Origin of the sequence: Prevotella sp. BV3P1 (assembly GCF_000479005.1) — a bacterium.
Taxonomy (GTDB): Bacteria; Bacteroidota; Bacteroidia; order Bacteroidales; family Bacteroidaceae; genus Prevotella.
Genome location: NZ_AWXC01000041.1, coordinates 20,552 through 34,723 on the forward strand (window position 1 = coordinate 20,552; position 14,172 = coordinate 34,723).

The following is a 14,172-nucleotide window of genomic DNA, read 5'->3' on the forward strand; positions in this document are numbered from 1 at the left end:
TTAACACAAATGCTGGGCGTTTTTTCAACCAACTGGTTGACGTGTTGAAAATAAACCAAGGATTCAATGGTTTTGTTATCTACTTGATGATGAATTAGTTAGATGATTTTCTTACTTTGAAGCCCATTAAAAAGTAATGTGTTTAGAGCCAAAATCCCATCTTTTTGTGTCAAAACGGCCTTCAATAGGATGTCAATTGGTCATCAATAGCATGTATATTGCGATGCAAAAGCATTGATATTGGATGATAAAAGCATGACAATTGGCAAATTGTTCCATTCGAATGGGCTAAAAGAAGATGCGTTTACAACTTATTTTCTCTATTTCGCGATTTTGTTTTGTCAAAGAAAACGAATCGATTTAACAAACGAAAGGTTTATTAACGCAGACGGTTTTCGTTGTCATCCGTAAGTAAACAAAAGGGATTCCGTTGGTAAAGAAAATATCTTCTCCGTACCGAATATCTTGTGAGGAACATTTGTAATGTGGTCTGTTAAAATGAGTTTTAACCTTAAATGCTGAATTTTTTCATGAAAAATGCTTATTTTTGTCAACAAATCAATTATACAAACAAATCTATCATGAGACAAAAATCTTTCTTCTTGGCTGCCGTCCTGCTGTTCTCGTGCTTGACTGTAGGAGCGCAAAAGCCTGGTGGACTTTCTGCTGACCTGTTGAAAAAGATACAGCAGGCACAACCATCTTCACCGGCCGATAAGGCTATCATCAATGCTGTGGCATCGAACAACATTGACGATTTGGTTAAAAATCATGCCAATCAGGGTGCGGTAGACACGTATTTCAGCATCGAGACACCCAAGCAGAGCATACACGACCAGCAGAAAAGTGGCCGCTGTTGGATGTTCTCGGGCTTCAACGTGCTGCGCGCGAACTTTGCCAAACGGCACCAAGATACGCTCGCCGTGGAGTTCTCACATGCTTACTTGTTCTTTTATGACCAGCTGGAGAAGGCCAATCTCATGCTGCAAGGTGTCATAGATAATGCGTCGAAGCCATTGGATGATAAGCGAATGCAGTTCTTCTTCAAGAATCCTGTCAATGATGGCGGTACCTTTTGCGGGGTTGCCGACTTGGCCGAGAAGTATGGTTTGGTACCTATGAGCGTGATGCCCGAGACCTATTCGTCTGACAACACCAGGGTGATGGCTCGTTTGTTGTCATCCAAATTGCGCGAATATGGGCTGGAATTGCGACGCATGGTGAACGCTAAAAAGAAAAAAGCTGAGGTGGAAAAACGGAAAACCGAAATGCTTGCCACTGTTTATCGTATCTTGTCGCTAACCATTGGCGAGCCTGTTCAGAGCTTTACCTACGCTTTCAAAAACAAAGATGGCAAGGCTGTTACACCACAAAAGCGCTATACGCCCCGCGAATTTTATGACGAAACGGTGGGACATGGACTCAACGGAACGTTCATCATGGTGATGAATGACCCGCGACGGGCCTATCATGAAACTTACGAAGTGGAGTATGATCGCCACAGTTACGATGGACACAACTGGAAATACCTCAATCTTCCGATGGACGAGATTGCGAAGTTGGCCATCGCCAGCTTGAAAGATGGGCACAAGATGTACAGCTCTTACGATGTTGGCAAGCAGCTGGATCGCAAGCGAGGCTATATGGATGTGGACAACTATGATTACAGTAGCCTGCTGGGAACAACGTTCAACATGGGCAAGGCCGACCGCATTGCCACGTTTGACAGCGGCTCTACGCATGCCATGACATTGACAGCTGTCGACTTGGACGCACAGGGCAAGCCGCTGAAGTGGAAGGTTGAGAACAGTTGGGGACCCACCTACGGGCAGAAAGGCTGCCTCATTATGACCAATCAGTGGTTCAATGAGTATATGTTCCGCTTAGTTGTTGATAAGAAATACGTACCTGCGAAGTTGCTCAAGGAATACGGCAAGACCCCAACGATGGTCATGCCCGAGGATCCTCTCTTTGGGTGTGATGAGTAAGGACTGAGGTCATGGCGGGCTATCCTTCCATTTTACCATTTCTAACCATTGAAAATAATGAATAAGTTTTATATCCTTTTATCAGCTGTCTTGTTGACAGCTGATTTTGTTTACAGCTCTGTCATCCCCGTGAAGACGGTTCGTTATGCCGGTCCTTTTGTGGTACAGCGTCCCCTGATGATTGATAGTGTCGATGTAAAGGGCCATACGTTCAACGCCAAGTCGCTGCTGGACACGCCTTTGTCGCTGCAACAAGTGCGCCAGGGACGAGAAGTTTCTGGCGAAGTTTTGCCCATTTCCGATGCGCCATACGCCCTTCATTTGCTGGGTTTTCGCATTCAAGCCCACGGATATGGTCAGGCTACGGTCAGAGTGGGCAAGCTCTCCGATTTCAATTTGTATGTAGACGGACAGCAAAGTCGTGATGGTAAGCTGACGTTAGAGCCGGGTTCCCACGATGTGGTGGTGAAATATCTTTCTAAACGCGGCCGATCGGACACGCTGGACATACAGGTTGAGCCCCAGAAGGGAGTCAAATTCTCGGTTGGTGAGGGCGAGAAAACGTTCACATTGCGCAGCCTGACCGACCGTAGGTTCGTGACTGGTGTGGAGCTTTCGCCTGATGGTAAATACCTCATCACGGCTTTTCGGGACGTGGCTCATGGTGGCAAAGCGTCATATTGTTGGCAGGTGAAGGAACTCAAGACAGGTCATATCGTGGCAACTCGTAACGAAGTCGTTCACTGGATGCCGCATTCTCACGAGCTATATTGGGCTCGTCAGGGCAAAAACAGTAGGGAGTTGGTCACGTCAGACGTAGTGACAGGCGTCGAAAAAGTCATCGCCACGAATCTGCCGGAGGGTTCTTTCGTGCTGTCACCCACTGCTGATTACCTGGTGGTGATGCAGAAAAACGAGGGAAAGAAGAAGGATCGTGATGTCTATGAGATTACAGAACCCGAGGATAGGCAACCGGGTTGGCGCAACAGAACAAGTCTGTTGAAGTTTGATTTGCGCACCGGACTGGCCCAACCGCTTACCTTCGGCTATCACGATGTGTCGCTCTTGGACATTAATAACGATGGTTCCAAGGTGCTCTTCATGACCACTCGCACCCGACTTACTCATCGTCCCACCACTTTATTCTCTATTTTCTGCCTGGATGTGCGTACCCTGAAAGCCGATACGCTGGTCTGTGACGATGGATTCATTGCCAGTGCGGCCTTTTCACCCAATGGAAAAGAGATTGTAGTGATGGGTTCTCCCGAGGCTTTCAACGGCATCGGAGCCAACGTTCCCAAAGGAAGAGTGCCGAGTATGTACGACTATCAGTTGTTTACGTTGCGACTCTCAGACCGACAGGTCACGCCGCTAACCAAGACATTCAATCCCGGCATCAGTCAATACGCATGGAACCACGCCGATGGTAAGCTGTATTTTTCTGCCATGAACCGTGACAGCGTGAGCCTTTACTACTGTGATACGAAGTCGAAGAAGATAGTGAAAATCCATCAACCCGAAGAGGTTGTCAAACGCATGTCGTTCGCCCATTCGGCTCCTATCATGGCATGGACGGGCGAAAGTGCGTCCAATGCCGACCGTGTGTACACCATGAACCTGTCTGCCAAGCGTCCAAAAGTGGTGGAAGACACCAACCTTCAAACCCTTGAAGGTATTCGCTTGGGGGAATGCAAGGCTTGGAATTTCGTCAATTCGCATGGAGACACCATCTGCACGCGCTATTATTTGCCGCCCCATTTCGACCCATCAAAGCGTTATCCGCTCATCGTTAATTATTATGGAGGATGCTCTCCAACGAGCCGTAACTTTGAAACACGCTATCCTCACCATGCTTATGCTGCGTTGGGATACGTCGTGTTGGTCATCCAACCCAGTGGTGCCGTGGGATTTGGACAAGAGTTTTCTTCCCGTCATGTCAACACAGCGGGGCAAGGAGTGGCTGAAGATATCATTGAAGGAACGAAGAAATTTGTGGCCGACCATACGTTTATCAATGGCAAGAAGATTGGATGCATCGGCGCATCGTATGGCGGTTTCATGACACAATACCTGCAAACGCAGACCAATCTCTTTGCGGCTGCCATATCGCATGCGGGCATCAGCGACCATACCAGTTACTGGGGCGAAGGTTATTGGGGCTATAGTTACAGCGAAGTGAGCATGGCCAACCGTTATCCTTGGACGGACAAGAAACTATATGTGGACCAAAGTCCGCTGTTCAATGCCGACAAAATTCACACGCCGTTGTTGTTTTTGCATGGCAGTGCCGATACCAATGTGCCGATAGGCGAGAGCATCCAGATGTTCACGGCACTGAAACTCTTGGGACGACCCACGGCCTTTGTGGTGGTAGATGGTGAGAATCACCACATCACCGATTACAACAAGCGCCTGAAATGGCAGAATACCATCTTTGCATGGTTCGCCAAATGGCTCAAAGACGATTCCACTTGGTGGGACAATCTGTACGGAGAGCCGAAGCTGTAGACCTGCTTTTCATTAGCTTTCCTTCCCTCTCAAGGAGGGAAGGTTAAAGCTGTTATACCAAATGTTTGATGAGGTCTTCCCGCTCACCGGGCAGCATGTCGATGACAGGAAGCTCCACCATTGTGTAACATCCTGGCTGTTGGCGCATGCTGGCGCGTGCCACGTTGACCAATACTTGTGCGGTGAGCGCAGGGTTGTTGATGCTCATGCTGAACTCCATGCGCTGGTTTTGCGTGGTACCGCTCACTCCCTTGCGCACCAAGTGTACGCCATGTCCCATGTCACGCACCGCGTCGACCGACTCAACGGCCATGACATGCGTTTCGTCGTGTGCGAAATAGGGGTCGGCCTTGATTTCCTTGGTCACCTCATCGAGTGTGGCACCGTCTTCCAACTCCACGTATACCATGCGTCGGTGGATGCCCTCGCCCAATGGAATGGTCATCGACAGCGCATTCTTCACACCCTTCTTGCTGCGGGCGCACACGCTGTGTCCCATCGACATGCCTGGCCCGAAGTTGGTGTAGCTAAGACCTTTGGGTGCCAAGCTCTGCATCAGCGTGCGCACAATGGAGTCGGATCCCGGATCCCATCCCGCACTAATGACGCTCACCGCATGGTGCTGCTTGCACAAGGGCATTAAGGCAGCGCGGTAATCAACGATGTCTGTGTGGATATCAAAGCTGTCCACGGTGTTGATGCCAAGGGGTAAAATCTGCTGGGCGTGCTCCAGACAGCTGCGTGTGGGTGTCGCCAGGATGGCCACGTCCACGTCTGTCAGCTCTTTTATATCCTTCACAACCTTGTAAGCGGCCAACTCGGCTGGTTTGTTCTCAGCACCCTGGCGGCGTACGATGCCAGCTATCTCAAAATCTTCTGCGGCCTCCAATGCCTGAACGGCATAGTGACCTATGTTGCCGTAGCCTACTACGGCGGCTCTGATTTTCGTCATAATTGATTTTCTTTTCATGTATTGCGCCCGGCTGGGGGTGATTATCCATGCCCTTGCCGAACCCGTTAAACAATCTTTTTTATGTTTGTAAATATGATAATCGTTCGCAAAATTATAAATTTCTCCAGACAAACAAAGATGATTTAAAAGGATAATCGCATTTTTTACATTTCTTTGAATGTTGCAAACCCTTTTTGGTTATAAAAACAAGTCATTGAGTTTGGTGTGCAAACCCATAGACTTTGGCCTTTAAACCCAATGCTTTTGCCACCCAAACTCAATGCTCTAAAACCCCCAATGCCATGTGTTGAAAATGTCGCCCGTATGCGTGAGCGGTTGGATGGCGGCTGCATGGTGTGTTCATTCTTTCCATGCGCCACGCAATAAGCGGGCGGTTGCTGCGTTATCTCTATCGTATATATACACATTATAACATATGATAGAATACATCAGGGGTGAATTGACCGAATTAACTCCCGCACTGGCTGTGCTCGAAGCCGCAGGTGTGGGGTATGGATTGAACATCTCGCTGAACACCTACAGCGCCATTCAGGGTAAGAAAGAGGTGAAGTTGTATGTGCATGAATCGCTGGTGACGGGCGGACGTGATGACAATTTCACGCTCTACGGCTTCTTCTCGAAGCAGGAACGCGAGTTGTATCGCCTGCTTATCACCGTGTCTGGCGTGGGTGCCAACACGGCGCGGATGTTTTTGTCCACCCTCTCGCCCGCCGAGTTGTGCAACGTTATCGCCAATGGTGACGAGCGGATGTTAAAGGCCGTCAAAGGTATTGGACTGAAAACGGCACAGCGCATCATCGTAGATCTGCGCGATAAAATCGTGAGCAGCGGCATTGCCACCGAGCTGCATGTAAGCAGTGAGCCTGCAACGGCGGTGGATGCCAGCATCCGTGACGAGGCGGTGAGTGCGCTCACCATGCTGGGTTTCTCGCCCGCTCCCAGTGCCAAAGTGGTGGAGGGCATCTTGAAAGCCGACCCATCGCTGCCGGTAGAGCAGGTGGTGAAGTTGGCTTTGAAGCAAATCAAGTAAGCGTGCCGTGGTGAAGTACGTGTCAATCGCGTTAGGTCAGCATGCGAAATAAAAGGCGCATATATGGTTTTGTTGTGACATTGCTCGTCATGAGTATGGCGAGTTATGCCATGCGTATGCCCTTTTGGCAAGACAACCGCACGCGGAAAACCACCAGGCAACAGCCTCAGAAGCAGACAAAACCGCAGCGGAAAGACACCATCAACATCAAGGCGCAGCCCCAGTTGGACGATGAACTCAACATCCCCGATTCGTTGTTGCATCCACGTTGGAAGATTCAGCGCACGCTCCCGGTGACGATTGACGACCTGAATCAGAGTCCATTAGACTTGAAACGTCCCCAAAACCTACAGCAAGATGTGATTTACAACGATACGCTTGACCGGTATATCATCGGCTCGAAAATCGGTGCGGCGTGGCTCAACGCACCCATCATGATGACGCCGGAGGAGTATCGGGCATGGAGTGAGAAACGACTTTTCGACCAATATTTCCGCTCGAAGAACGCAGAAATATTTGAAAACAAAGGGAAAGAGAAGTTCGACTTCACCGACATGCACTTTGAACTGGGGCCCGCTGAGAAGATATTCGGCCCGGGCGGCGTGCGCATCAAGACGCAGGGAACGGCCGAACTGAAGTTTGGCGGCACGGTGAAGAAGATAGACAATCCCTCGTTACCTATCCGCAACCGCAAGATGACCACGATGAACTTTGACGAGAAGATTAATCTCAACGTCAATGGTCGGGTGGGTGACAAGGTGAACATGAACCTTAACTACAACACCGACGCCACGTTTGACTTTGATGCGCAGAACCTTAAACTGAAATACGACGGCAAGGAGGATGAGATTATCAAGCTGGTTGAGGGGGGCAACATATCGTTTCCGTCCAACTCTTCGTTGATCAAGGGCGCCAGTTCGCTGTTCGGTCTGCGCACAGACATGCAGTTTGGCAAGCTTAAGTTGCAGATGGTGGCCTCTCAGAAGAAGTCGGCCGACAAGAGTGTGTCATCGCGCGGTGGCGCACAGTTTACGCCGTTCGAGATTGATGTGGCCAATTATGAAGAGAATCGGCATTTCTTTTTGTCACAATATTTCCGTCAGACGTACGACGACAACATGAGGTCGCTGCCCAATTTGACATCGGGTGTGAAAATCAACCGGGTGGAAATCTGGGTCACCAACAATTCGGGTGTCACCACAAATACCCGTAACATCATCGCATTGACCGACCTGGGCGAGAACAAATACATCTCCAATGGCCTGTGGAACGCCACGGGACAGATGGTTCCCTCTAACAATGCGAATACCGAATACGGCACGTTGGTGGGGCAACTTGCGTCGGCACGCAACATCGACCAGTCGACAACGGTGCTCGATGGGGGTGGACTTGTGGGCGGTGTAGACTATGAGAAGCTGGAACGCGCGCGCCTGTTGAACCCCTCTGAATACACGGTCAACACGGCATTGGGGTATGTTTCGCTGCGTATGGGATTGCAAACCGACCAGGTGTTGGCCGTGGCGTACGAGTATACCTACGGTGGCGCCACCTATCAGGTGGGCGAGTTCGCCAGTGACGTGACCGACGTGAACGCGGCGTTGTTCGTCAAGTCGCTCAAAAATACCAGTAACAACCCACGGCAGGGCAACTGGAGGCTGATGATGAAGAACGTGTACGAGTTGGCCAGTAGGGTGGAGCGTGAGAAGTTTCGCTTGGATGTGAAGTTCCAAAGTGATACTGCCGGCGTTTATCTTACCTATATTCCCGAGCCTCAAGTGAAAGACCAACCCATCATACGACTGCTGGGTGCCGACCGATTGGATAACAACAACAAACCGCATAGCAACGGTTATTTTGACTTTGTGGAGGGTTATACGGTGAGCGATGGCCGTGTGTTCTTCCCCGTGGCAGAGCCTTTTGGGTCGTATATCCATCGCTATTTGGTGAGCAAAGGCGTGAATGAGGAGAAAGCCAAGCGGTATGCTTTCACCGAGTTGTACGATTCTACCAAGACCGTGGCCAAGCAAATCGCTGAGAAAAACAAGTATGTGCTGATGGGACAGTTCAGGGGTTCGGCGGCCAACGTCATCTCCTTGGGAGCCTACAACGTGCCGCAAGGGTCGGTTGTGGTGACGGCTGGCGGTGTTAGGTTGACCGAGAATGCCGATTACTCGGTTGACTATGCGGCTGGTGAGGTGACTATTTTGAACCAAAGTATTATCAATGCGGGGACAAACGTCAACGTTTCGTTGGAGAGTAACACCGACTTTGCGCAGGAACGAAAGACGATGTTCGGCGTGAACTGGGAGTACGATTTCAGCAAAGACCTGCAACTGAGTGGTACGTTGCAACATCTTTCCGAACAAGCCTTAACCAACAAAGTGAACATGGGGTCAGAGCCGTTGAACAATACCCTGTGGGGAGTCAACCTAAACTGGAAGAAGGAAAGTCAGTGGCTCACCAATGTGTTGAACAAAATTCCATTCTTACACCTGACGCAACCATCGAACATCTCGCTCAATGCCGAGTTTGCACAGCTCATTGCAGGGCAAAGTCATGGTACGCAAGACAACGCTTCGTATCTCGATGACTTTGAGAATACGACCAACAAGATAGATGTTTCAACGCCAACATCATGGATTATGTCGAGTGTGCCATCGATGTTTCCCGAGTATAGTGACAAGACCACCCTGCGCAGTGGCTACAATCGGTCGCTCTTGGCTTGGTATACCATCGACCCATTGTTCACCCGTCGCAGCAGTTCTTTGACGCCAAAGCACATCAAGAGCGACTTGGAACAGCTGTCCAACCATTACGTCCGCGAGGTGTATGTCAGGGAGTTGTACCCCAAGCGCGACCAAAGTAGCTACAGTGGAGCCACCGCAACTCTCCCAATCTTGAACCTTGCGTACTATCCAAGCGAGCGTGGACCGTACAACTTCAACCCTGATTTGACGGCAAAGGGGTTGCTCAACAATCCCAAACAGAAGTGGGGTGGCATGATGCGGAAGCTGGATTACAGCGATTTTGAATCGTCCAACATCGAATATATCGAGTTCTGGATGCTCGACCCGTTCATCTATACCCGCCAAGAAGGTACGGCCAGCGAGTACGGAGGCGACTTCTATATCAACCTGGGTGAGGTTAGCGAGGACATTCTTCATGACGGAAAGAAGTTTTATGAGAGTGGACTTCCCGTCGATGGAACGCAAACTTATATCACAACCCAATGGGGAAAGATTCCCACTCCGGCCACTGTGACGTATGCTTTTGCCACGAACAAAGGAGCAAGAGCATTGCAGGATTTGGGCTTCAACGGGTTGACAGACGAGGAAGAGAAAAACTTTGAGGCTTATCAAGACTTCTTGAAGCAGATTCAGGGCAAGGTAAGTCCGGACGTGTTCAATTCCATTTTGAACGACGTGGCTAACGATAACTATCATTATTTCCGTGGCCGCGACTACGATGAGATGCAGGCTTCCATTTTAAGACGGTACAAATACATCAATAATCCGCAAGGAAACTCGCCCGATACCGATACGCGCGGCGAGCGTTATGACACGTCGTACAAGGGTACACCCGACGTGGAAGACATCAATCAAGACTACACTTTGAACGAATACGAAAAGTATTTTCAGTATCATGTGTCCATCCGTCCGGAAGACTTGGTTGTTGGAAAGAACTTCATTGTCGACAAACGTGATGCCATAGCGCCCCTAAGAAACAAGAAAAAGGAGCCAGTTACCTGGTATCAGTTCCGCATTCCGATACGCGAATTCGAACGCCGTTTCGGCTCAATCTCCGACTTCACCAGCATCCGTTTCATGCGAATGTTCCTCACAGGGTTTGAAAAACCCATCGTATTGCGATTCGGTAGCCTGGATTTGGTGCGTGGAGATTGGCGCATATACGAACAACAACTCGATCCTGCGGGTTCCAATTCGGGCACCATGTCAGTGAGTTCAGTCAATATAGAGGAGAACAATGACAAGACACCTGTCAACTATGTGTTGCCTCCTGGCATTAGAAGAGCGCAAGATCCCACACAACGTCAGCTGGTTGAAGCCAACGAACAGGCGTTGGATATCGTGGTTTCAAATCTCGCTACGGGTGATGCCAAGGCGGTTTATAAGAACGCTTCAGTCGATCTGCGTCAGTATAAACGCCTGCAAATGTTCGTGCATGCCAACGCCATGGAGCAGAACACGACCAATTTGCAGGATGGTCAGTTGGCTGTTTTCGTACGTTTGGGCAATGATTACAAGAGCAACTACTACGAGTATGAGATACCCCTGAAGCTGACGGCACCCAAGGAATACAACCGCTACTCGTTGTCGGATGTGCGTGAAGTGTGGCCCGAAGAGAACATGTTGGACATTCCTTTGAAGCTATTCACCGATCTGAAACGGCAGAGAAACAAAGACAAAGCGCAAGGACAAGCATCGTATAATCGGGTTTACACAAGCTACGATCCCGACAAACCCAACAACAAAGTCAGCGTGATGGGTAACCCTACGCTGGGTGAGGTGAAGACTATGATGATTGGTGTGCGCAACAAAGCGGGCGAAGTGAAGTCGGGTGAGGTGTGGGTCAATGAGCTTCGTTTGCTGGAATACAACAACGAAGGCGGTTGGGCGGCACAAGGTAACCTGAATGTACAGATGTCTGATTTCGGAACAGTCAATCTCCAAGGCCGCTATATGAGTGAAGGTTTTGGTGGATTGGAAGAGGGTGTGGCCCAAAGATCTACCGATGATTACCAGAATTACAGCGTGACAGCCAACTTTGAACTGGGCAAATTCTTCCCCGAAAAAGCTCATGTAAGCGCACCTTTGTATTACAGTGTGCAGCAAGAACAGCTCAGTCCGAAGTACAATCCGCTGGACACAGACATGCGATTGAAAGATGCTTTGGACGCTGCCTCTAACCGTCAGGAGCGAGATTCGATAGAGAGCATCGCCGTGACCAAGACCACCAACACCAATTTCTCGTTGTCCAACGTGCGCGTGGGCATCCAAACCAAGCGTCACCCCATGCCTTACGACCCAGCCAACTTCTCGTTCTCGTACAGTCATTCGCATCGAAACACCAGCGGAGAAACCACGGTTTACGAGAAAGAAGACAGTTGGAACGGTAGCCTTTCATACAGTTGGACGCCCGTGTTCAAGCCTTTGGAGCCATTCAAGAAAATCAAGAACAAGAGTAAATGGTTTGACATTCTGAAGCGATTCGGCCTGAATTGGCTGCCGCAGAACATCGCCTTCAACACCGACATGATGCGCAACTACTACGAATTGCAAGAGCGTGACATGCAAGACCTTGGCGGTTCACAACTCCCATTGACCTTCAATCAGCAGTTTATGTGGAACAGAGACTTCACGTTGCGTTGGGATCTCACCAAAAACATCCACATGAACTTCCAAAGTACCACCCAGGCAGAGATTGAAGAGCCTTATACCCCCGTTAACAAAGACCTGTATCCCGACCGCTATTCGGCCTGGAAAGACTCGGTGCGAACCAGCATTCGCAACTTTGGCACGCCGCTGGATTACCGTCAACAGTTCTCCTTGTCGTATCAATTGCCGCTCAACCTCATTCCTATTTTCGACTGGGTGACCGCCGATGCCAACTACTCGTCCAACTATTCGTGGGTTCGTGGAACCCATTTAGAGGACGGTACGTCGCTCGGCAACATCGTCACAACCAACCGAAGGGTGAATGTCAATGGCCGTTTTGACCTGCAACGCTTGTACAATCACATTCCCTTCCTGAAAGCAACGAACGACCGATTCAACCGCGATCCGCAGCGCAACGCCACCAACCGCTCACGGTCATCGAGAATCGTTGGCAACGATGGTAACCGAAACACCCAAAACAAGAATGCTCGGAACGCAGCCAGGCGTTCGGCACAAGATGCCCGAGCCGAGGCGCAAAAGAAACAATTACCCAAGAACAAGAAAGGATTTGAGCAGCAAATCACGCTCCTGCCCGACACCACCATCACCGTGAGCCACGGCAAAAAGAGCAAGCGGCTCATCGTTTCGGCCCGCACGGAGGATGGCAAGACCTATCAGTTGAAGTACAAGAAGATTGATCCAAACGCCATCCGCATCAAGAATAAGGTCGATTCGGCCCTGAAACTCAAGATTACCGTCTTACCGAAAGAGCCGCTGGAGAATAAAGGTTGGTACCGAACGGCACAGTCGGTGGCGCGCCTGTTGATGATGGTGCGCAACGTCAGTGTGAGTTATCGCGACGACTACGCCATGGCGTTACCGGGATTCTTGCCGACGGTGGGCGATGCTTTCGGGCAGACCAAGGCACCAAGCGCGCTCTCGCCAGGCCTCGACTTCGCCTTTGGTATGGTGGGTGACTCGTACATTGAGCGAGCCAGGGCAAACAATTGGCTGTTGATTTCCGACTCCATAGCCACGCCGGCCACGTCTAATCACACGCAAGACCTGCAGCTGCGCATGACTTTGGAGCCTGTGCGTAACTTCAAAATCGATTTGAATGCCAGTCGCACGCAAACCACTTCAAGGAGCGTGCAATACATGTATCAGGGCAACCCGATGACCCAAACCGGCAATTTCACCATGACCACCCTCTCGCTTCGCAGCGCCTTTGAGGGGATAGGTGACGCTGGCAACGGTTTCCGCAGTAAGTCGTTTGATGATTTCTGCCGGTCGCTTGACGGCTTCCGTCAGCGGGTTGAGGCGCAATATGCGGGCTTTGTCTACCCCAAGGGCACACCGCTGGCCGGCCAACCTTTCGAGGCTGCCAATGGTGGCGTAGACCGCTACAGCTCGGATGTCATGATACCCGCCTTCCTCTCCACCTACACCAGCATGGGTGGTCATTCGCTCAACATCTTCCCTTCGTTGGCAAGACTGCTGCCTAACTGGACCATTCGGTACAGCGGTCTGGGCAAACTGCCTTGGTTCAGGGATGTGTTCAAGAGCGTTACCCTCAACCATTCCTACAAAAGCATCTTCGCCATTGGGTCGTACAGCAGCTACAGCACCTTCCAAGAGTTTATGAACGGCTTGGGATTCGTCACCAATGCCACCACCGGAATGCCCGTCCCAAGCAGCATGTACAACGTTTCTGCGGTGAGCATCAACGAGGCCTTCTCGCCTTTACTGGGACTGGATGTCACGTTTAACAACAACTTGACCACCCGACTGGAATATCGGTCAACGCGCGTGTTGAACCTCAGTACCACGAGTGTGCAAATCAATGAGGCCGTCAGTCGCGACTGGGTGCTGGGCATGGCGTATAAGATTAACAACCTGGAGCTATTTGGCGGCAACAAACGACGTGTGGCTCGACGTACGAAGGGCAATGACCAGCAGCAGCAACAACAGCAAAACAGCAGCACCAGCAACCGCAACAGTACCAGGTCGAACCGTGACCTGAACATGCGTCTCGACCTAAGTTACCGCCGGCAGGCAGCCATCAGTAGGGACATTGCCACCATGACCAGTGCCGCAAGTAGTGGCAATACAGCCTTTCGGCTCCAGTTCTCGGCCGATTATACGCTGTCGCGCCTGCTCACCATGACCCTTTATTACGACCAGCAAACCAACACACCGCTACTCTCCAGCAGCAGTTTCCCAACAACCACTCATGATTTTGGCGTCAGTCTGAAGTTCAGTCTCACCCGATAAAAT

The 14,172-nt window shown here is 50.4% G+C and carries 5 protein-coding genes; 4 read left to right on the top strand and 1 reads right to left on the bottom strand.

Annotation, left to right across the window (positions count from 1 at the left end; all coding sequences use genetic code 11):
* Nucleotides 1–581: 581 nt before the first annotated feature.
* Together HMPREF1254_RS07210 and HMPREF1254_RS07215 are read left to right on the top strand one after the other, a co-directional pair.
* The gene (locus tag HMPREF1254_RS07210) at nt 582–1,988 is read left to right on the top strand and encodes an aminopeptidase C (protein ID WP_023057993.1); all 1,407 of its coding nucleotides are present in this window, start codon (nt 582–584) and stop codon (nt 1,986–1,988) included.
* A gap of 57 nt (nt 1,989–2,045) precedes the next feature.
* Nucleotides 2,046–4,496, top strand: coding sequence for a S9 family peptidase (locus HMPREF1254_RS07215; protein ID WP_023058065.1), 2,451 nt, complete (start codon nt 2,046–2,048; stop codon nt 4,494–4,496).
* A 52-nt stretch (nt 4,497–4,548) separates the two neighbouring features.
* On the opposite strand, the gene HMPREF1254_RS07220 is transcribed toward HMPREF1254_RS07215, so the two are convergent.
* Nucleotides 4,549–5,448 carry a diaminopimelate dehydrogenase gene (locus HMPREF1254_RS07220; RefSeq protein ID WP_036878265.1) on the bottom strand — a complete coding sequence of 300 codons (900 nt, stop codon included), beginning with the start codon at nt 5,446–5,448 and terminating at the stop codon, nt 4,549–4,551.
* 436 nt (nt 5,449–5,884) lie between these two features.
* Between HMPREF1254_RS07220 and ruvA the strand changes: the two genes are divergently transcribed.
* Together ruvA and sprA are read left to right on the top strand one after the other, a co-directional pair.
* Nucleotides 5,885–6,499, top strand: a complete 615-nt coding sequence (ruvA, locus tag HMPREF1254_RS07225) for a Holliday junction branch migration protein RuvA (RefSeq protein ID WP_023058048.1) — start codon at nt 5,885–5,887, stop codon at nt 6,497–6,499.
* A gap of 89 nt (nt 6,500–6,588) precedes the next feature.
* The gene (gene sprA / locus HMPREF1254_RS07230; protein ID WP_023058062.1) at nt 6,589–14,169 is read left to right on the top strand and encodes a T9SS outer membrane translocon Sov/SprA; all 7,581 of its coding nucleotides are present in this window, start codon (nt 6,589–6,591) and stop codon (nt 14,167–14,169) included.
* Nucleotides 14,170–14,172 lie beyond the last annotated feature (3 nt).